Consider the following 19,867-nt stretch of genomic DNA (forward strand, 5'->3'; position numbering starts at 1 on the left):
GGCTTTCGTCTCTTGTTCTCGTTGCAATACAGGGTTCCCCTCCCGCGCGAGAGGGGCCAAAGCATGGCGGCAATCTAGCCGGGACGTGGCGATTTGCCTATGACCCCGTATCACAAGCCGGAAATCGCAGGGAGGTTCCATGGCCAAGGCCGCCAAGGACGTGATTCAGCCGATGGACGAGACCGTGCGCGCGGAGGCCAAAGGCCTGCTGCGCGAGGCCCGCTCAGCCGCGCTGGCCACGCTCGGTCCCGACGGGCACCCCTCCGCGAGCCTCGTCGGGATCGCCACCGACATCGACGGAACGCCCGTCATCCTGATCTCGGGGCTCGCCGCCCATACCGGCAACCTGGCGGCCGATCCGCGCGCTTCGCTGCTGATCTCGCCGGGCGGAAAGGGCGACCCGCTCGCCCATGCACGGATCACACTGAAGGTCCGCGCCCGCAAGATCGAACGCGAGAGCGAGGAAGGGGTACGCGTCCGCCGGCGCTATCTCGCGCGCCAGCCGAAATCGGCGCTCTATGCCGATTTTCCGGATTTCAGCTTCTTCGCCCTCGATATCGCAGGCGGCAGCCTGAATGGTGGCTTCGCGCGCGCCTTCGCGCCGACCCCAGCCGACCTGATGAGCGACCCGGCCCATGCCGCCGCGCTCGCTGAGGTTGAGGCAGGCGCCGTCGTGCATATGAACGAGGACCATGCCGACGCGATCGGCCTCTATGCGACCGGACTGCTCGGGGCGAAGCCCGGCGAATGGCGCGCCATCGGGCTCGATCCGGACGGGCTCGACATGGCGCTCGGCAGCGCGACGCTGCGCCTGCCCTTCCCGGCCTCGGTGGACGGCCCCGGCACCTTGCGGCGCATCCTTGCGGAACTGGCCGCACAGGCGCGTGCCAAGGCAGCATGACATTGCGGAAACCGCCTGTGAAATCGGTCGCGGCACGAGCGCGCGGCCATTTACCACAGGTTGAAATTCAATCGATTTAGAAGCCGACCCAAGGTCATCGGGCCTTTTCAATGACTTGAGCGAGGCGCCGCATCGCCTTAAAGACCATCGTGGCCTGCAGAGGCTGTCAGGGACCGCGAAACCCTGCAGCCTCCAGGGCCTCGCCTTCGACGTCTGGGCCCTGCCACCTGCCCCGGCGCATTCGTGAAGACAACGGGCCGCCGACAGCATGGCCGGCCTCCGGAGGAATTCAGTGGACAATATCGGTCAGTTCAATGCCGCCCAAGGCGCCGAGGGCTTCGGCTTCCGCAAGCTGAAGGCTGTGCACTGGAACCTGGAAGCACCGCAGCTCTATGAGGCATCCCTGGATCGGGGCGAATCCCAGCTCGCCCGCGGCGGCGCGCTCTGCGCCGATACCGGCACCCATACCGGCCGTTCGCCCAAGGACAAGTTCACGGTGCGCGACGCGCTGACCGAGAACACCGTCTGGTGGGACAACAACCAGGCGATGTCGCCGGAGCATTTCGAGACGCTTCTGGCCGATTTCCTAGCCCATGCCGAGGGCAAGGAGCTGTTCGCGCAGGACCTTTATGGCGGTGCCGACCCCGTCCACCGCGTCAAGGCCCGCGTCTTCACCGAGATGGCCTGGCACTCGCTCTTCATCCGCAACCTGCTGATCCGCCCGCCGCGCGACGAGATCAACGCCTATGTGCCGGAGATGACGATCGTCGATCTGCCGAGCTTCAAGGCCGATCCGAAGCGCCATGGCTGCCGCAGCGAGACCGTCGTCGCGATCGACTTCACCCGCAAGATCGTGCTGATCGGCGGCTCGGCCTATGCCGGCGAGATGAAGAAATCGGTCTTCACCTATCTGAACTACGTCCTGCCGACCAAGGGCGTAGTGCCGATGCACTGCTCGGCCAATGTCGGCGCCAAGGACGATTCCGCGATCTTCTTCGGCCTCTCCGGCACCGGCAAGACCACACTCTCCGCCGATCCAGAGCGCACGCTGATCGGTGACGACGAGCATGGCTGGTCGAAGGAAGGCATCTTCAATTTCGAGGGCGGCTGCTACGCCAAGACGATCCGGCTCTCGGCCGAGGCCGAGCCGATGATCCACGCGGCCTCGCTGCGCTTCGGCACCGTGCTCGAGAACATCGTCATGGACCCGATCACCCGCGAGGTCGATTTCGACGACCAGTCCAAGACCGAGAACACCCGCTCGGCCTATCCGCTCGACTTCATCCCCAACGCCTCGCGCACCGGCCGCGCCGGCATCCCGAAGAACATCGTGATGCTGACCGCCGACGCCTTCGGCGTGATGCCGCCGATCGCCAAGCTGACCCCGGCCGAGGCGATGTACCACTTCCTCTCCGGCTACACCGCCAAGGTCGCCGGCACGGAGCGCGGGCTCACCGGCGTCGAGCCGGAATTCTCGACCTGCTTCGGCTCGCCCTTCCTACCGCGCCACCCGTCGGAATACGCCAACCTGCTGCGCGACTTCATCGCCAAGCATCATGTCGATTGCTGGCTGGTGAACACCGGCTGGACCGGCGGCAAATACGGCACCGGCCGGCGCATGCCGATCCGCGTGACGCGCCGCCTGCTCTCCTCGGCGCTCGACGGCTCGCTCAACCGCGCCGATTTCCGCCGTGATCCGTATTTCGGCTTCGCGGTGCCGACCTCGGTGCCTGGCGTCGAGCCGCATATCCTCTATCCCGTGAAGACCTGGCAGGATAAGGCCGCCTTCGCCGAGACCGCCAAGAATCTCACGGAGATGTTCGCCAAGAACTTCGCGAAGTTCGAGGACCATGTCGACGACGCCGTGAAGGCTGCCGCGCCGACGAGCTCGCTCGCGGCCTGAGACCCGCCTGTCATCCCGTGCGCGTTGCAGCATGAAATGCTGCGGCGCAGACACGGGACCGTCCGACGGAAAGGCGCCGATCCAGGACGACCGCGTTTGGGATGGATCGAGAAATCGGTTACGAGAGGCGGCCATGGGCCGCCTCTTTTTCATTGTGCTGAAGCTTCTCCTCACCCTCGTCGTTCTCGGCGCCGCGCTCTGGGGCGCGGGGTTCCTACTGTTCCGCCTGCCGGGCACGACCGCAACCATCGCGGCGATCGGCTTCGGCATCGCGGCACTGGCCGGGCTCGTCGGCATCTGGACCAGCGACGCGCGCCTGACGCTGGGCTTCGCCACGGTCTTCGTCGGCCTGCTGGGATGGTGGAGCAGCTTCCAGCCCTCGCATGACCGCGACTGGATTCCCGAGCTCGCGAAGCTGCCGAGCATCGCGCGCCAGGGCGACGCGATCACCGTGTCCAATCTGCGCCATTTCCACTGGCGCACGGAGACGGATTACGATCAGGTCTGGGAGACCCGGCGCTACAATCTTGCGGCCGTCACTGGCGCCGACGCCTTCCTGACCTATTGGTCGGGCGAGGCGATCGCGCATCTGATGATCAGCTTCACGTTTTCCGATTCGGTGCCGCTCACCATCTCGATCGAGGTCCGGCGCGAGAAGGGCGAAGAATGGTCGGCGCTGGCCGGTTTCTTCCGCAGTTACGAGATGGCCTATGTCGCCGCCGACGAACGCGACATCGTCGGCTTGCGCACCCATGCGCGGCGCGAGGATGCCAGGCTCTTTCGCCTCAGCGCCTCGGGAGCTCAGGCGCGCGACCTGCTCGTCGCCTATATCGGGGATATCAACGACCTCGCCGCCAAGCCGCGCTGGTACAACACGCTGACGACCAATTGCACCACGGTGGTGTACCACCTCGTCGCCAGCGTCTCGCCAGGCTGGAAGTTCTCGCTGCCTCTGGACCCGCGCGTGCTGCTGTCAGGCTATCTGCCGGGCTATCTCCAGCAGATCGGCGCGATCCGGCAGGACATCCCGCTCGAGGAGCTGGTCCGGGCCGCCCGCATCGGCGACCACGCGCGCACGCTTTCGCTGGACGATCCGCAGTTCTCGGCGAAAATCCGCGAGGGCGTACCGACCGGGCGGCCGTAAGGCTGCTGTCTTCCCGTGCGCGCTGCGGCGCGAAGTGCCGCTGCGCAGACACGGGATGACACCCTTCGTCTTATCGGAAGAACAGGATTGTCTGCACCAGGAAGAGCGGAATCAGGATCGCGCCCGACCAGAGCATGTAGCCGAAGAAGCTCGGCATCTTCACCTTCCGGTCCTTGGCGATGGCGTAGACCATGAAGTTCGGGGCGTTGCCGATATAGCTGTTGGCACCCATGAAGACCGCGCCGGCCGAAATCGCCGTCAGCGTCAGCGCGCCGGTCGTCATCAAGGCCTTGGGATCGCCGCCCGCCAGCTCGAAGAAGACGAGATAAGTCGGCGCGTTGTCGAGGAAGGAGGAGAGCGCGCCGGTCAGCCAGAAATAGGCCGTGGTATTGGCGCTGCCGTCGGCATGGCTGACCAGCGCAACCAGCGACGCGAAGGCGCCGGCCTTGCCCGCCTGCAGCATCGCCAGCACCGGGATGATGCAGACGAAGATGCCGGCGAAGAGCTTGGCGACCTCCTGGATCGGCCCCCAGGAGAACTCGTTGCCGGCCCGGACCGGACCCGGCGTCAGCTTCAGCGACAGGCCGGCGAGGACCAGCAGGATCACGTCGCGCAGCAGATTCTGGCCCTCGACGGCGACGCCATGAACGGTGAAGGCGACGCCCGGCTTCCAGTTCGCCGACATCAGGATCGCGGCGATGACGCCGCCGAGCAGCAGGAGATTGACCTTGCCCCAGAGCTTGATGGCGCGGTCCGGTGTCGGGTCCTTGAGCCTGGGATAGCCCTCCTCCTTGCGGAAGAAGAAGCTGTCGAGCGCGTAGAACAGCGCCAGCAGCACGACGACCGCGAAGGCCGTCTCGGGCAGCAGATGCGTCGTGGTCCAGAAGAAATCGACGCCGCGCAGGAAGCCGAGGAAGAGCGGCGGGTCGCCGAGCGGCGTCAGCGATCCCCCGATATTCGAGACCAGGAAGATGAAGAAGACGACGACATGGACGTTGAAGCGCCGGTCGTCATTGGCGCGTAGCACCGGCCGGATCATGATGATCGAGGCTCCGGTTGTGCCGACGAAGCTCGCCAGCACCGTGCCGATCGCCAGCAGGACGGTGTTGGTCACTGGGGTACCATGCAGGTTGCCCGAGATCAGGATGCCGCCCGCCATGGTGAAGAGCGCGAAGAGCAGGATGATGAAGGGGATGTAGTCGAGCAGCGCGGTATGCAGCAGCGCACCGAGCGCGGGATCGGCGCCGCGCAGCAGGACCAAAGGCACCAGCGTCAGCGCGGCCCAGAAACCGGCGAACTTGCCGTAGTGATGCTCCCAGAGACGCGGAAACAGCACCGGGCCGAGCGCGATCGAGAGCAGCATGCCGGCGAAGGGCAAGGCCCAGCCGGCACCCATGCTCGCCCCGCCGATATCGCCCGACGCCCAGGCGGTGCCGGGCGCCGCCACGAGCGCGAGCGATGCAACTGCGATCAGCCTGCCGGCCGCACTCCCCACGACGCGACCCGCCTTACGGCTTCGGCGGCGTGATGACCGGCGGCGCATTCAGGTCAAACCCGCCCGGCAGGCCGGAGCCGCCGAGGCCGGGGATCTGTATCGAGTCGAACTGCTTGTCGATCGCCTTCTGGTCGAGCTGCACGGCGGAAGCCTTGTAGTGCATCACCATGCTCGGGAAGATCACAACGAGCGCGACCATGATGCACTGGATCACCACGAAGGGCACCGCGCCCCAGTAGATCTGGCCGGTGGTGACCGGTTCCATCATTCGGCCGGTGACGCGATCCCGGTAGGGGTTCTTCGGCGCGACCGAGCGCAGGAAGAACAGCGCGAAGCCGAAGGGCGGATGCATGAAGGAGGTCTGCATGTTCACGCCGAGGATGACGCCGAACCAGATCAGGTCGATGCCGAGCTTCTCAGCGGCCGGCCCGAGCAGCGGCACGACGATGAAGGCCAGCTCGAAGAAGTCGAGGAAGAAGGCGAGCAGGAAGACCATCACGTTGACGACGATCAGGAAGCCCGTTGCGCCGCCGGGCAGGCCGACCAGCAGGTGCTCGACCCAGAGATGGCCGTTGACGCCGTAGAAGGTCAGCGAGAACACGCGCGCGCCGACCAGGATGAAGAGCACGAAGGCCGAGAGCTTGGCCGTGGACTCGGTCGCCTGCCGGAGCAGGTCGAAGGTCATGCGCTTCTTGCCGTAGGCGAGCAGGATCGCGCCGGCCGCGCCCATCGCGCCGCCTTCCGTCGGCGTGGCGACGCCGATGAAGATCGTGCCGAGCACCAGGAAGATCAGCGCCAGCGGCGGCACCATCACGAAGATGACCTGCTCGGTCATGCGCGAGAGCAGGTTGAGCTTCAGTAACTTGTTGACCAGCGCGATGACGAAGGAGATCGCCACCATCAGCGACATCGTCAGGATGACGAAATCGGCACCCGCGGTCAGCTTGGTAAACAGCTTCATATAGGCGTAGGCGAGCGCGAGCGAGATCAGCGCGACGACGAGCAAGGAGAGGCGCCGCGTCTGGCCGTCGGCATCGCGCAGGGTCTGCGCCTCCGGCGGCAGGCCGGGCGCGCGATTGGGATAGACGATCGTGACGAGGAAGACATAGCCGGCATACATCGCCGCGAGCACGAGGCCGGGAATGAAGGCGCCCTCGTACATGTCGCCGACCGAGCGGCCGAGCTGGTCGGCGAGCACGATAAGCACGAGCGAGGGCGGGATGATCTGCGCGAGCGTGCCGGACGCCGCGATGACGCCGGACGCAAGGCGCCGGTCATAGCCGTAGCGCAGCATGATCGGCAGCGAGATCAGGCCCATCGAGATCACCGAGGCCGCGACGACGCCGGTGGTCGCGGCGAGCAGGGCGCCGACGAAGATCACCGCATAGGCGAGACCGCCGCGGATCGGCCCGAAGAGCTGGCCGATGGTGTCGAGCAGGTCCTCCGCCATGCCGGAGCGTTCGAGAATCAGGCCCATGAAGGTGAAGAACGGCACGGCCAGCAGCACGTCGTTGTTCATCGTGCCGTAGATGCGCTCGGGCAGGGCCTGCAGGAAGTTCTCCTGGAACAGGCCGAGCTCGATACCGATCAGCGCGAAGAGCAGGCCGTTGGCGGCCAGCGCGAAGGCGACGGGATAGCCGAGCAGCAGGAAGACGACGAGCGCGGCGAACATCACCGGCGCCATGTTGACGCGCAGGAAATCGCCGACACCGCCGCCCGCCGCGAAGGCGTCGCCGGTGTGGAGGCCGAAGAAGGCGAGGAAGGTCAGCGCGAGCAGCAGGCCGGCGACGCGCGGAAGGCGATGAGCGTGCATGGGACGGTTCCGGACTTCTTGCGGGCCGCTCACGAGGCGAGACCCTGTTCCTTGGCTTGGTCGAGCAGGCGCTGGGCTTCCGCCTCGGCCGCCGCGGCATGGCCGAGAGCCATCTCGGCATCTTCCAAGTCGCCGCGCATGATCGCGATCGTCTTGATGATCTCGGAGATGCCCTGGAAGGTCAGCATCACGAAGCCGACCACGACGAGCCCCTTGGCCGGCCATTGCGGCAGGCCGCCAGCCGAAAGCGACTGCTCGTTGATGGCGTAGGAGCGCATGAAGAACGGCCAGGAATGGTAGACGATCAGCAGGCAGAACGGCATCAGGAAGAGCACATGACCGACGAGCTCGATCCATTGCCGGACGCGCTTGGGCAGCATCGCGTTCACGATATCGATGCGGATGTGCTCCTTCACCTGCATCGTCCAGGAGGCGCACATCAGGAAGACCGCGCCGAACAGCATCCATTGCAGCTCGAGCCATGAATTCGACGAGACGTTGAAGATCTTGCGGATGATGGCGTTGACCGACGCCACGATCACCGCCGCGAGGATCAGCCAGGCGACCTTCTTGCCGATCTGGCCGTTGACCGCGTCGATGACGCGGCTGATGCCGAGGAGACCCTTCACATTCCCGCTCCCGTCGAGAGGCGCCATGGACCGGATATGTGCAGCCGGCTCGTGTTTATGCGCAGTTTATGAGCTGGATCGGTATAGGAGCGATGCGCGCCACGCAAGACGGTGCGGGCCTTATCCATTGGACCAAAGGCGAAGGGATGCGGCTGCCTGTTTTTGCGGCAGAAAATTGCGGCCTGGTACCTTGGCTCGCGAACGCGGCGAAGATTCGTTATGTTCGCGTTCATCTTCGGAGAACAATATTCTCCGACCCGCTTCCAACCGTCGATTCGAGGCGCCGATGTGCCGCTTCCTCGCCTATTCCGGCGTTCCCGTCTTCCTCGAGGACTTCGTCGCCTCGCCCTGCCATTCGCTGATCCACCAGTCGCTCCATGCCGAGGAGGCCAAGACCGGCACCAATGGCGACGGCTTCGGCGTCGGCTGGTATGGCGAGCGGCCCGAGCCCGGCCAGTATCGCGAGGTGCGTCCCGCCTGGTCCGACGAGAACCTGCTCTCGATCGCGCGGCAGGTGCGCTCGCATCTGTTCTTCGCCCATGTCCGCGCCGCGACCGGCACCGCGACGACGCGGGCGAACTGCCACCCCTTCGTCCATGGCCGCTATCTCTTCATGCATAACGGCCAGATCGGCGGCTACGGCACCATCCGCCGGCAGCTGGAGGCGCTGATCCCGGATGCGCTCTACGGCGTCCGCGCCGGCACGACCGATTCCGAGGCGCTGTTCCTGCTCGCGCTGTCCCATCTGGCGGAAGGGATGACGCCGGGCGATGCACTCGCCGCCGCCTTGTCGGACGCGCTCTCGCTGATGCAGCAGGCCGGCATCCGCGAGCCGCTGCGCTGCGCGGCAGCGCTCGCCGACGGCGACAGCATTCACGCGATCCGCTGGTCCTCGGACGCCAAGCCGCCCAGCCTTTATGTCTGCGAGCGGCCCGACAGCGTCGTCGTCGCCTCCGAGCCGGTCGATGCCGCGCGCGAATGCTGGCAGGCCCTGCCCTGCAACACGCTGGTCACGGTGCAGGGCGGCGCGGTCACCTTCTCGCCCTTCGAGATCGCGTTGAAACAGGCGGCTTGAGCCGATATCGGCCCCTTCGCTTCAAGCCGCGGCCGGGCAGGACAGCCATGCGCCGCGCGCCCTGACACGCCCCCGGTTGCCTTCCTACGTCGAAGGCATAGCCTTGCTCCCCGGCGAGGCTCTCTCCGGGAAAGGCATGGGCGATGAAGAAGGGTTCCGATCTTCTGGTCGAGGCGCTGGAGAACGAGGGCGTCGATCGCGTCTTCGGCGTTCCCGGCGAGGAAAATCTCGACGTCGTCGAATCCCTGCGCAAATCGAAGATCGAGCTGGTGCTGACGCGGCACGAGCAGGCCGCCGCCTTCATGGCCGCGACGCATGGGCGGCTGACGGGCCGTCCCGGCGTCTGCATCGCGACGCTCGGCCCGGGCGCGCTGAATTTCTCGACGGGTGCGGCCTATGCCCATCTCGGCGCGATGCCGATGATCCTCATCACCGGGCAGAAGGCGATCATGAGCGCCAAGCAGGCGCGTTTCCAGATCGTCGACGTGGTCGCCTCGATGCGCCCGCTGACCAAGATGACGCGCCAGATCGTCAGCCCCGGCAGCATCCCCTCGGTGGTGCGCGATGCCTTCCGCGTCGCGATGGAGGAGCGGCCCGGTCCGGTCCATCTCGAACTGCCCGAGGATATCGCGGCCGAGGAGGTCGAGGATATCCCGATGATCCCGGTCCATCCGCTCGACCGGCCGATCGCGCCGCCTGCCCCGCTCGACCACGCTGCCCGGATGATCCTTACCGCCAAGCGGCCGCTGGTGATGATCGGCGCCGCCGGCAACCGGCCGCGGCTGGTCGAGCCGCTCTCGGCGGCGGTGCGCCGCATCGGCCTGCCGTTCTTCAACACCCAGATGGGCAAGGGCGCCGTCACCGGCGGCTCGAACCTCTATCTCGGCACCGCCGCGCTCTCCGAGGGCGACTATGTCCATGAGGCCGTCGCCGCCGCCGACCTGATCATCGCGGTCGGCCACGACACGATCGAGAAGCCGCCCTTCCTGATGCGCAATGCCGGCGGGCCGAAGGTGATCCATCTCGGCTTCCAATCGGCCAATGTCGAGCAGGTCTACCACCCCGATGCCGAGGTGATCGGCGATATCGGGGTCACCATGACGGGCCTCGCCGACCGGCTGGAGGGCAAGCTGCCCGAGCAGAAGCAGACATTGGAGCTGCGCCAGAAGATCCTGGCGAAGATCAATGCCCGCGCCGAGGAAGACCGCTTCCCGGTGACGCCGCAGCGGCTCGTCCATGACGTGCGCGCGGTGATGCCGGAGGACGGCATGGTCTGCCTCGACAACGGCATGTACAAGATCTGGTTCGCGCGGAACTACCGCACCCATGTCGCCAATACGCTGCTGCTCGACAATGCGCTGGCGACGATGGGCGCAGGACTCCCTTCCGCGATGATGGCGGCGATGCTGCATCCGGAGCGGCGCGTCATGGCCGTCTGCGGCGATGGCGGCTTCATGATGAACTCGCAGGAGATGGAGACGGCGGTCCGGCTCGGGCTCAATCTCGTCGTGCTCGTCCTCAATGACGGCGCCTATGGCATGATCCGCTGGAAGCAGGCGGTCGACAAGTTCCCGGATTACGGCATGACCTTCGGCAATCCCGATTTCGTGCGCTATGCCGAGGCCTATGGCGCCAAGGGCTCGCGCGTGACCTCGGCCGAGGCGCTGGTGCCGACGCTGGAAGCGGCCTTCAACGGCGGCGGCGTCCATCTCGTCGATTGCCCGATCGACTATTCCGAGAACACCCGCGTCCTTGTCGAGGAACTCAGGAACAAGGTGCCAGACGTCGATCTGGCCTGATCCTCGGCACTCCAAGCGAATTCAAGGAGACGACCATGCTCCAGGTTGTGCAAGCCTATGACCGCGCCCCGATTACCGAGATCGAGACCGACGACGAGGCCGCGCTCGAACGCAAGCTCCAGGCGGCGCAGGCCGTCTTCAGGGACCGCGACAACTGGCTGAAGCCACATCAGCGCATCGCGATCCTGCGGAAGCTCGCGGGGCTGCTGGAAACAAGGCGCGACCATTTCGCCATGCAGATCGCACGCGAGGGCGGCAAGCCGCTGCCGGACGCGATCGTAGAGGCGAACCGGGCGGTCGACGGCGTCTACAATGCCGCCGAAGAGCTCCGGAACTTCGCCGGCCGCGAGATCCCGATGGGATTGTCGGCGGCGGCGGCCGATCGCTGGGCCTTCACCACCAAGGAGCCGATCGGCATCGTCGCGGCGATCTCGGCCTTCAACCACCCGCTCAACCTGATCGTGCATCAGGTCGCGCCGGCGATCGCGGTCGGCTGCCCGGTCATCGTCAAGCCGGCCGGCACGACGCCGCTCTCCTGCATCGACTTCGTCAAATTGGTCCACGAAGCCGGTTTGCCGGAGGCTTGGTGCCAAACATTCGTGCCCGAGGAGACAGCGCTGGCGGAGAAGTTCGCGACCGATCCGCGCATCGCCTTCCTCAGCTTCATCGGCTCGGCCAAGGTCGGCTGGTATCTGCATTCCAAGCTGGCTCATGGCGCCCGCTCGGCGCTGGAGCATGGCGGCGTCGCCCCCGCCATCGTCGACAAGAGCGCCGATCTCGACGGGATCATCGAGCCGATCGTGAAGGGCGGCTACTACCATGCCGGCCAGGTCTGCGTGTCGACGCAGCGGATCTATGTCCACGATGCGATCGTCAACGACTTCACCGAGCGACTCGTGGCGCGGGTGAAGAAACTGCGCACCGGCGATCCCACGCTGAAGGATACCGAAGTCGGCCCGCTGATCATCCCAAAGGAGGCCGACCGCGTCGCCTCCTGGATCGACGAAGCGATCAAGGGCGGCGCCCGGCTCGCCACCGGCGGGAAGCGCCTGTCGGAGACGACGCTGGAGCCGACGGTGCTGATCGATCCCGATCCGGAAGCCCGCATCTCCAGCGAGGAGGTCTTCGGCCCGGTCGTCGCGATTTACCGGTACAGCAAGCTCGACGACGCGATCGCGCGGGCGAATTCCCTCTCCGTCGCCTTCCAGGCCAGCATCTTCGCGCAAGATATCGACGTGGCGATGCGGGCGGCGAACCGGCTCGATGCCTCTGCCGTGATGGTCAACGACCCCACGACCTTCCGCACCGACTGGATGCCCTTCGCCGGCCGGCGCGTCTCCGGCTACGGCACCGGCGGCATCCCCTACACGATGCACGACATGACGCAGGAGAAGATGATCCTGCTGAAGCGGCGTTGAAGGGATGCGTCGTCAAGCGCCGGCCGTCATTCCGGGCAAACCGCATCAGCGGCGCTGATCCGGAATGACGACGCCTCTGTCACACAGGCTTGAGCCTCGACAGATAAGGCTTGATACGCCATGGACGGCGCATCGGCGCATGACGCCCATCGAAATCCCATCAACGGATCGCCAGCATGACCGCCTCCAGCACGAACGCTCCCGCGGCCCAGGGCCGCATCGCCCTGCTCGGCGCGCCCATCGAGGTCGGCGCCTCGCGCCGCGGCGCTCTGATGGGCCCGGCCGGCCTGCGCACGGCCGGTCTCGTCGGCGTGCTGGAAAGCCTCGGCTATGCGGTCAGCGACCATGGCGACATCCTGCCGCGCGACCTGACGCCGGTCGACGGCCCGGCCCCCGCCAACGCCCGTTTCTACAACGAGATCGCCGCCTGGATGCGCGCGCTCAGCGCCCGCGCCTATGATCTCGCACGCTCCGGCGACACGCCGATCTTCCTCGGCGGCGACCACAGCCTGTCAATGGGCTCGGTCAACGGCGTCGCCCGCCACTGGCAGGAGCAGGGCCGCAAGCTCTTCGTGCTCTGGCTCGACGCCCATGCCGATTTCAACATGCCGGCTATCTCGCCCTCCGGGAACATGCACGGCATGTCCTCGGCCTTCCTCTGCGGCGAGGCCGGGCTCGACGACCTGCTCGGCACCGAGCCACGCGCCTCGATCGCGCATGAGCAGCTCAGCCTTTTCGGCATCCGCTCGATCGACCCGCTGGAAAAGGCGGCGGTGAAGGCGCGCGGCGTCGATATCGCCGACATGCGCGCCATCGACGAGCACGGCGTCGGCGTGCTGATCCGCCAGGTGATCGAAAAGGTGCGCGCGGCGAATGGCGTGCTGCACGTCTCCTTCGACGTCGATTTCATCGACCCACCGCTGGCACCGGGCGTCGGCACCACCGTGCCGGGCGGCGCGACCTATCGCGAGGCGCATCTGGTGATGGAGCTCCTGCACGATTCCGGGCTGGTCCGCTCGATGGATATCGTCGAGCTCAACCCCTTCCTCGACGATCGCGGCCAGACGGCCCGTCTCGCGGTGGAGCTCGCCGGCAGCCTGTTCGGCCAGCAGATCACCGACCGGCAGACGCCGTCCAACGCGATCGGCGCGGCTTAAGCCGCGCTTTCGCGAAAGCCGATCTTCATCCTTCGATGCGATAGACCGCCGTTAGATGAATCCGGGTCATCCCGGACGGAGCGCAGCGGAGATCCGGGATCCATGCCCGAGCTTTCCCGAACCAGGTTCCGGCATGGATCCCGGGTCTTCCTTCGGTCGCCCGGGATGACCCGCGCCTTATTGTCGATGCGCGGGATCATGCTCCAAGGAGCAGCCCAATCATGAAGATCGCGCTCGTCGGCACGGGTTTCGTCGCCGACTACTACATGACGACGCTGGCCAACCATCCGACGCTCTCGCTCACAGGCGTCTGGGATCGCGATGCCGCGCGGCTGGAAGCCTTCCGCGCCTTCCATAAGGTCTCCGCCTATCCCGATCTCGACACCCTGTTGGCCGACCCCTCCGTCCAGATCGTCGTCAATCTGACGACGCCGGAAAGCCATTACGAGATCACCAGCCGCGCGCTCGCCGCCGGCAAGCATGTCTATTGCGAGAAGCCGCTCGCGATGGGGTTGGCTCAAGCGGAGATTCTGGTCGGGCAGGCCGAGGCCGCCGGGCTGACGCTCGCGACTGCACCCGCCAACGGGCTCAGCGACGCGCATCGCCTCGTCGAAGGCGTCTTGCACTCGGGCCGGATCGGCACCCCGCGGTTGGTCTATGCCGCGATGGAGGACGGCCCGGTCTTCCGCGACACATGGGCAAGCTGGCGCTCGCGCTCCGGCGCGCCGTGGCCGGGGCTGCACGAATTCGAGATCGGCTGCACGCTGGAACATGCCGGCTACGCGCTCTCCTGGCTGGTGACGCTGTTCGGGCCGGTCGAGAGCCTGACCGCCTTCTCGGCCGTGACCTTCCCCGACAAGGGGCCGGGCACCGAGCAGATCGCGATGGCACCGGATTTCTCGGTCGGCTGCCTGCAATTCCGCTCGGGCGTCGTGGCGCGATTGACCAACGGGCTTGCCGCGCCGCGCGACCGCTCGCTGCAAGTCTTCGCCGAAAAGGGTTCGCTGACAGTGCGCGACCTCTGGGACAACCGTTCCGTGGTCCATATCGAGGAGACCGATGCGCCCCGGCCGCTGCTCGGGCGCATCCTGACGCGGGCCGAGGCGAAACTCGGGCGCGCGCTGCCCTGGAAGCCCACGCCGGGGCGAAAGCTGGCCTATCCCGAGGCAGCTTCGAGCACGGCGTTGCCGGGCTTTCCCTCGCAGATCGATTTCATGCGCGGTGTCGCGGATCAGGCCGAGGCGATCCGCCGTGGAGAGGCGCCGCGCTTCTCGGGCGCGCTCGCGCTGCACATCACCGAGCTCGCGCTCGCGCTCAACAATGCCGGGAACCTGACCCAGCCCTATCGGCCGCGCTCGAGCTTCTGAGGGCCGCCGAAGCCGGTTCTCTCAGCTCACCGTCCGGAACTGCTCGCGCTGGGCGAACAGCGATGCCGTCCCGCCGGTATGAAGGACGCAGGCCGGCTCATCCGGCGGAACGGTGCCGTTCGCGACCAGATCGAGGAAACCGGCGCAGGTCTTCGCCGTATAGACATGCTCGATCAGGATGCCTTCGGTGCGGGCGAAGGCGACGATCGCCGCTTCCGACTCGGGCGTGGGCACCCCCCAGCCGCCGCCGAGATGAGCCATATGGTAGTGCAGCGGAGCGTGATCGAGCCCGCCGATCGCCAGGCCTGTCCGCTCGCCGAGGCCGTCGTAGATCCGGCTGATGCGCGCCTCCAGCTCCGCCTGCCCGTATTCGACGCTGACCAGATGCACCTGGAAGGGGTGACCGAGCATGGCATTGCCGAAGATGAAGCCGGCCTCGGTCGGCCCCATCGAGCCCGCCAGGACGACATGGCGCAGCGGCGCCGGTTCGCGCCGGGACTGCTCCTGCAGCTCGAAAGCCGCCAGGACGTAACCGAGCGCGCCGAGCACGGCGTCGCCGACGATATAGGGCGCCCGCCCTTGCCGCGACAGCTCCTCGGCGGCGGCTTTCGTCGCCGCGCCGCGCTCGTCCTCGCCGACCGGGCCGATGAAGCGGGTCTCCGCGCCGAACAAGCGATTCAGGAAGGAGCGCTCGCGATTCGCGGGCGTGTCCTCGGCATTGTGGATGATCAGGCAATCGAGCCCCGCCATCGACGCGGCTGCGGCCGTCAGGCGGCAGAGATTGGACGTCGCCCCGCCGGCGACGAGAACGATGTCGGCCCGCTCCCGGAGCGCGGCGCCCAGCCAGAATTCGAGGCTGCGCAGCTTGTTGCCGCCGAGCCCGATCTCCATCAGGTCGTCGCGCTTCATGTAGAGGCCCGGACGGCCGAGCTTGCGCTCGAAGCCGGTGAGCCGCTGCAGCGGCGTCGGCGCCTTGACCAGATCGTAGCGCGGCTCGCGCAGGATATTGCTCAGATCCGGCATCGTCTCACAGTCATCCTCGCTCGCGCCTGCCTGCGCGGCGGCGCGTTCGGCGTGCCTGCCCATCCGCCAGGGAAATTCAAGCTCGGGCCATGACAGCGGCGGCAAATCAAGCGCGCCGCACCCGAATCAGGTGGCGGCTGCAACGCTGTTCCTGTTTCGCAGCGAGCGACAGGGGAAGTGCGGCGATTTTCGGTGCAGAAACGAGAAAAGCCAGCCTCTGGGGCCGGCTTCGAACGTCATGTGAGATCATGAGAAGAGATTTGGTGGAGCCAGGCGGAATCGAACCGCCGACCTCTTGAATGCCATTCAAGCGCTCTCCCAACTGAGCTATGGCCCCACGCGCGATGACCGGTTTGGGGACCGATCACCAACCGAATTTTCACCGCCTCGGCGGTTCCGTCCGGGCCGCCCTGTCGGCGACGAAGCGCTCTATAGGCGGCTCGGGCGGAAGACACAAGCGCCTAATGTCGCTTTGTCGTCATCTTTTTTCTCGGCTTGAGGATCAGTTGTCCTCGTCGCCCTCGATGTCGCCATCGATCAGGTCGGAGACGTCGTCGTCGCCTTCCTCATCCTCTTCGAGGAAGGTATCGTCCTCGTCGTCGCCGCCGACATCCTCGACCTCGATATCGTCCTCGCTGGTGACGACGGCATCCTTCTCCGACGCCTCGGCATCGGCCTCGTCCAGCGAAACGAGCTCGACGGCGCCATCGGCGACCTCGGCCTCGTCTTCCTCGTCGGGTTCCGGCTTCGGCGGCACGACCGCTTTCGCCTGCGGCTCGAACATCGCCCGGGGATAAGCCTGGCCCGTATAGGGCGAGACGATCGGGTCCTTGTTCAGGTCATAGAATTTGCGGCCCGTGACCGGGCAAACGCGCTTCGTTCCGAGTTCCGGTTTCGCCACTGCGTCGGACCTTCAACTATCATGTTTTGAAAAGCAGGCGCGTCCGTTAGTCGGGGCGAGCGATGCTGTCAAATACTGATTTGCAGAGAGCGTCAAACCGGATGGCCGAAGCGGCGCCTGGGCGCGGCGCATCGCGCGCGTCTTGGCGCGCCGCGCGCGACCATGCTACGGCCTTGATCGCATCCCCTTCGGCCAGCCCGCAGAGACCGCTTTCCCCTTGTCCCACGACCATGAACCCGTCCCCGTCACTGCCCGCGCCGGGGGGCCGCTCAAGGGCCGCGTCCGCGTGCCCGGCGACAAGTCAATCTCGCACCGGGCGATGATCTTCGGGCTCCTCGCGATCGGCGAGACCAGGGTCACCGGGCTGCTCGAAGGCGAGGACGTGATGCGCACCGCCGCCGCGGCGGGCGCGCTCGGCGCCATCGTCCATCATGACGGGCCGGGCGCCTGGCGCGTGCAGGGCGTCGGCGTCGAGGGCTTGCGCGAGCCGGCCGATGTGCTCGATTTCGGCAATGCCGGCACCGGCTCGCGCCTGATGATGGGCGTCTGCGGCTCACACCCGATCACCACGACCTTCGACGGCGACGCCTCCCTGCGCAAGCGGCCGATGCGCCGCATCCTCGACCCGCTGGAGCAGATGGGCACCACCGTCGTCTCGCAGCAGGAAGGCGGACGCGTGCCCTTGACCCTGCGCGGCCCGAAGGAGGCGATCCCGATCACCTACCGCCCGCCGGTCGCATCGGCGCAGATCAAGTCGGCCGTGCTGCTGGCCGCGCTCGCGGCGCCCGGCGAGACCACGGTGATCGAGGCGGAAGCGACCCGGGACCATACCGAGAAGATGCTGGCGCATTTCGGCGCCGAAATCACGGTGACGCCGGAGGGCGAACATGGCCGGCGCATCGTGCTGAAGGGCCAGCCGGAGCTGACGGCGGCCCCGATCGCCGTGCCGGCGGACCCGTCCTCGGCCGCCTTTCCGCTGGTGGCAGGGCTGATCGTGCCGGGCTCGGACATCCTGATCGAGAGCGTGATGACCAATCCGCTGCGCTCGGGACTGCTGACCACGCTGCGCGAGATGGGCGCCGACATCACCGTCGAGCGCGAGGCCAACGAGGGCGGCGAGACGGTCTGCGACCTGCGCGTGCGGGCCTCCGGCCTCACGGGCGTGACGGTGCCGCCGGAGCGGGCGCCGGCGATGATCGACGAATATCCGGTGCTGGCCGTAGCGGCATCCTTCGCACACGGCACCACGCGGATGCAGGGCCTGCAGGAATTGCGCGTCAAGGAATCCGATCGTCTCGCGGCCGTCGAGGCGGGGCTGAAGGCGGCCGGCGTCACCTGCCGGATCGAGGGTGACGACTTGATCGTCGAGGGCTCGGGTGGCGGGCCGGTGCACGGCGGCGGGCCGATCGCGACCCATCTCGACCACCGCATCGCGATGAGCTTCCTCGTCATGGGGCTGGCGACGCAGCAGGCGGTCGTGGTCGATGACGGCGCCATGATCGCGACGAGCTTTCCCAGCTTCGTCGCCTTGATGAATGGGCTCGGAGGCCAGATCGGATGAGCAAAGACCGACCCGGCCGCCTCGTCATCGCCGTCGACGGACCGGCAGCCTCAGGCAAGGGCACGCTCGCGCGCCGGCTCGCGGCGCATTACGGCCTGCCCTATCTCGATACCGGCCTGCTCTACCGGATGGTGGCGCGCGCCATGCTCGATGCCGGCCACGATATCCACGATGTCGTCGCGGCCGAGGCCGTCGTGAACAGCTTCGACGAGACCGGCTTTCCCGAGGAGCGCCTGCGTGGCCGCGAGATCGGTGAAGCGGCTTCCGTGGTCGCGGCCATGCCGGCCGTGCGCGCGGGACTGCTGACCCGGCAGCGGCGCTTCGCGGCGCAACCCGACGGGGCCGTGCTCGACGGGCGCGATATCGGAACGGTGATCTGCCCGGATGCGCCGGCCAAGCTCTTCGTCACCGCGACGCCGGAGGTGCGCGCCGCACGCCGGCACAAGGAACTGGTGGGGCGCGGGGAGGCCGTCACGCTCGACGGCATCCTCGCCGATATCCGCCGGCGCGACGCCCGCGATTCCGGCCGCAGCGACGCGCCGCTCAGGGCGGCGGACGATGCGGTCTTGCTCGACACCTCGGCATTGACCGTCGAGGAGGCCGCTGCCGCCGCGATCGGCATCGTGGAGGGCCGCCGCGCAGCCTAGCCTTTTTATCGCATTTTCTTCACGCGAACCGGTATCCACTTCGCTTGAAAATGCTTTGAGCCCCCGCTCGCGAATTTGCTATCGAAACAGGCGGTCTCAGCCGGATTTTCCGGCTTGGCGCGCATTCCGGCAAAGCGCACACTTCCCTTCGCGATTAGGCGACGGAGGTGGCGATGCGGCGCTGGCTGTACGGTCTCTCATGTCTGGCAGCGGCGGCGCTCTGGCAGCCCGCCCTGCCACGAGCCCAGACGGCGGGAGCGCCGCCCGAGGAGGTCGATGTCGCGCTCGTGCTGGCGGTCGACATCTCCTATTCGATGGATCTCGACGAGCTCGCCCTGCAGCGCAACGGCTATATCGAGGCCTTCCGCTCGAAGCAGTTGCATGACGCGATCAACAAGGGCGCGATCGGCAAGATCGCCGTGACCTATTTCGAATGGGCCGGCAGCGGCTTCCAGCATATCGTCCGGCCCTGGAAGGTGATCGATGGCCCCGCTGCCGCGATCGCCTTCGCCGAAGAGCTGGGCGAGGCGCCGACACGGCGCGGCCGGCGCACCTCGATCTCGGCCGCGATCGATCTCGGCGTGCAATTGCTCGAGCAATCGAATGTCACGGCGATGCGCCGCGTCATCGATATCTCCGGGGACGGCGCCAATAATGACGGGCGCCCGGTCACCGCCGCCCGTGACGAGGCTGGCGCAAAGGGCATCGCCATCAACGGCCTGCCGGTGATGCTGAAACAGGCCGGCTATTTCGACATCGACAATCTCGACACCTATTACAGCGACTGCGTCATCACCGGGATCGGCGCCTTCGTCATCCCGATCCGCGAGAAGCACCAGTTCGTCGAGGCGACGAAATCGAAGCTGCTGCGCGAGATCGCCGAGGCGCCGGCCGATGCCACCGTCCACAAGGCGCAGGCCGGCAGCAACGCCACCTGCCTCGCCGGCGAACGGCAATGGCGCGACCGGATGGGGAATTGAGGGCGGCAGCCGCATCGGAATCCAGCGGTCATGCCCGGGCTTGACCCGGGCATC

The 19,867-nt window shown here is 66.8% G+C and carries 16 protein-coding genes and 1 tRNA gene; 11 read left to right on the top strand and 6 right to left on the bottom strand.

All coding sequences use genetic code 11. From position 1 onward, the window contains the following. Positions 1–139 precede the first annotated feature (139 nt). The 3 genes from JHD80_RS04815 (at position 140) to JHD80_RS04825 (ending at position 3,948) form a co-directional block, all read left to right on the top strand. On the top strand, positions 140–901 hold the full coding sequence (locus JHD80_RS04815; protein ID WP_199085239.1) for a HugZ family pyridoxamine 5'-phosphate oxidase: 762 nt from the start codon (positions 140–142) through the stop codon (positions 899–901). Positions 902–1,169: 268 nt separating this feature from the next. Further along, positions 1,170–2,804 (top strand): phosphoenolpyruvate carboxykinase, encoded by a 1,635-nt coding sequence (locus tag JHD80_RS04820; RefSeq protein WP_210339804.1) that lies wholly within the window; start codon positions 1,170–1,172, stop codon positions 2,802–2,804. 133 nt (positions 2,805–2,937) lie between these two features. Continuing rightward, positions 2,938–3,948 carry an Lnb N-terminal periplasmic domain-containing protein gene (locus JHD80_RS04825; protein ID WP_199085241.1) on the top strand — a complete coding sequence of 337 codons (1,011 nt, stop codon included), beginning with the start codon at positions 2,938–2,940 and terminating at the stop codon, positions 3,946–3,948. A 70-nt stretch (positions 3,949–4,018) separates the two neighbouring features. Here JHD80_RS04825 and JHD80_RS04830 read toward each other — a convergent pair whose 3' ends face one another. The 3 genes from JHD80_RS04830 to JHD80_RS04840 form a co-directional block, all read right to left on the bottom strand. After that, complete coding sequence (locus tag JHD80_RS04830) at positions 4,019–5,491, bottom strand: sodium:proton antiporter (protein ID WP_199085242.1); 1,473 nt, start codon at positions 5,489–5,491, stop codon at positions 4,019–4,021. Continuing rightward, the gene (locus JHD80_RS04835) at positions 5,457–7,127 is read right to left on the bottom strand and encodes a TRAP transporter large permease (RefSeq protein ID WP_199085276.1); all 1,671 of its coding nucleotides are present in this window, start codon (positions 7,125–7,127) and stop codon (positions 5,457–5,459) included. Before JHD80_RS04835 ends, JHD80_RS04830 begins: the two co-directional genes overlap by 35 nt. Before the next feature lie 158 nt (positions 7,128–7,285). Beyond that, positions 7,286–7,885 (bottom strand): TRAP transporter small permease subunit, encoded by a 600-nt coding sequence (locus JHD80_RS04840; protein ID WP_199085243.1) that lies wholly within the window; start codon positions 7,883–7,885, stop codon positions 7,286–7,288. A gap of 286 nt (positions 7,886–8,171) precedes the next feature. Here JHD80_RS04840 and JHD80_RS04845 point away from each other — a divergent pair, with 286 nt between their 5' ends. From JHD80_RS04845 to JHD80_RS04865, 5 genes are all read left to right on the top strand, one after another. Then, a complete protein-coding gene (locus JHD80_RS04845) occupies positions 8,172–8,960 on the top strand; it encodes a class II glutamine amidotransferase (RefSeq protein WP_199085244.1) in 789 nt (262 codons plus the stop codon). A gap of 143 nt (positions 8,961–9,103) precedes the next feature. Beyond that, complete coding sequence (locus JHD80_RS04850; RefSeq protein WP_199085245.1) at positions 9,104–10,759, top strand: acetolactate synthase large subunit; 1,656 nt, start codon at positions 9,104–9,106, stop codon at positions 10,757–10,759. A 35-nt stretch (positions 10,760–10,794) separates the two neighbouring features. Beyond that, positions 10,795–12,177 (top strand): aldehyde dehydrogenase family protein, encoded by a 1,383-nt coding sequence (locus JHD80_RS04855; RefSeq protein ID WP_199085246.1) that lies wholly within the window; start codon positions 10,795–10,797, stop codon positions 12,175–12,177. A gap of 176 nt (positions 12,178–12,353) precedes the next feature. Beyond that, entirely contained in the window at positions 12,354–13,334 is a 981-nt protein-coding gene (gene rocF, locus JHD80_RS04860) for an arginase (protein WP_199085247.1), read from the top strand. A gap of 221 nt (positions 13,335–13,555) precedes the next feature. Beyond that, on the top strand, positions 13,556–14,701 hold the full coding sequence (locus JHD80_RS04865) for a Gfo/Idh/MocA family protein (protein WP_199085248.1): 1,146 nt from the start codon (positions 13,556–13,558) through the stop codon (positions 14,699–14,701). Between the two features lie 21 nt (positions 14,702–14,722). On the opposite strand, the gene JHD80_RS04870 is transcribed toward JHD80_RS04865, so the two are convergent. From JHD80_RS04870 to JHD80_RS04880, 3 genes are all read right to left on the bottom strand, one after another. Next, complete coding sequence (locus JHD80_RS04870; protein WP_210339806.1) at positions 14,723–15,724, bottom strand: pyridoxal-phosphate dependent enzyme; 1,002 nt, start codon at positions 15,722–15,724, stop codon at positions 14,723–14,725. A gap of 261 nt (positions 15,725–15,985) precedes the next feature. Beyond that, positions 15,986–16,061, bottom strand: a tRNA-Ala gene (locus JHD80_RS04875). Positions 16,062–16,226: 165 nt separating this feature from the next. Further along, a complete protein-coding gene (locus JHD80_RS04880) occupies positions 16,227–16,625 on the bottom strand; it encodes a TIGR02300 family protein (RefSeq protein WP_199085249.1) in 399 nt (132 codons plus the stop codon). Between the two features lie 217 nt (positions 16,626–16,842). Here JHD80_RS04880 and aroA point away from each other — a divergent pair, with 217 nt between their 5' ends. From aroA to JHD80_RS04895, 3 genes are all read left to right on the top strand, one after another. Continuing rightward, entirely contained in the window at positions 16,843–18,186 is a 1,344-nt protein-coding gene (gene aroA / locus JHD80_RS04885; protein ID WP_199085250.1) for a 3-phosphoshikimate 1-carboxyvinyltransferase, read from the top strand. Next, complete coding sequence (gene cmk / locus JHD80_RS04890) at positions 18,183–18,833, top strand: (d)CMP kinase (RefSeq protein WP_199085251.1); 651 nt, start codon at positions 18,183–18,185, stop codon at positions 18,831–18,833. Before aroA ends, cmk begins: the two co-directional genes overlap by 4 nt. Positions 18,834–19,006: 173 nt before the next feature. Beyond that, complete coding sequence (locus JHD80_RS04895) at positions 19,007–19,813, top strand: DUF1194 domain-containing protein (protein WP_199085252.1); 807 nt, start codon at positions 19,007–19,009, stop codon at positions 19,811–19,813. Positions 19,814–19,867: the final 54 nt, after the last annotated feature.

The organism is Allobosea sp. ASV33 (assembly GCF_016428755.1).
Classification (GTDB): Bacteria; Pseudomonadota; Alphaproteobacteria; order Rhizobiales; family Beijerinckiaceae; genus Allobosea.

Excerpts from the sequence above, each read along its gene's own strand:
- JHD80_RS04815 (WP_199085239.1), top strand. The coding sequence starts at position 140 with ATGGCCAAGGCCGCCAAGGACGTGATTCAGCCGATGGACGAGACCGTG.
- JHD80_RS04820 (WP_210339804.1), top strand. The coding sequence starts at position 1,170 with ATGGCCGGCCTCCGGAGGAATTCAGTGGACAATATCGGTCAGTTCAAT.
- JHD80_RS04825 (WP_199085241.1), top strand. The coding sequence starts at position 2,938 with ATGGGCCGCCTCTTTTTCATTGTGCTGAAGCTTCTCCTCACCCTCGTC.
- JHD80_RS04830 (WP_199085242.1), bottom strand. The coding sequence starts at position 5,491 with ATGCGCCGCCGGTCATCACGCCGCCGAAGCCGTAAGGCGGGTCGCGTC.
- JHD80_RS04835 (WP_199085276.1), bottom strand. The coding sequence starts at position 7,127 with ATGGCGCCGGTGATGTTCGCCGCGCTCGTCGTCTTCCTGCTGCTCGGC.
- JHD80_RS04845 (WP_199085244.1), top strand. The coding sequence starts at position 8,172 with ATGTGCCGCTTCCTCGCCTATTCCGGCGTTCCCGTCTTCCTCGAGGAC.
- JHD80_RS04850 (WP_199085245.1), top strand. The coding sequence starts at position 9,104 with ATGAAGAAGGGTTCCGATCTTCTGGTCGAGGCGCTGGAGAACGAGGGC.
- JHD80_RS04855 (WP_199085246.1), top strand. The coding sequence starts at position 10,795 with ATGCTCCAGGTTGTGCAAGCCTATGACCGCGCCCCGATTACCGAGATC.
- rocF (WP_199085247.1), top strand. The coding sequence starts at position 12,354 with ATGACCGCCTCCAGCACGAACGCTCCCGCGGCCCAGGGCCGCATCGCC.
- JHD80_RS04865 (WP_199085248.1), top strand. The coding sequence starts at position 13,556 with ATGAAGATCGCGCTCGTCGGCACGGGTTTCGTCGCCGACTACTACATG.
- JHD80_RS04870 (WP_210339806.1), bottom strand. The coding sequence starts at position 15,724 with ATGCCGGATCTGAGCAATATCCTGCGCGAGCCGCGCTACGATCTGGTC.
- cmk (WP_199085251.1), top strand. The coding sequence starts at position 18,183 with ATGAGCAAAGACCGACCCGGCCGCCTCGTCATCGCCGTCGACGGACCG.
- JHD80_RS04895 (WP_199085252.1), top strand. The coding sequence starts at position 19,007 with ATGCGGCGCTGGCTGTACGGTCTCTCATGTCTGGCAGCGGCGGCGCTC.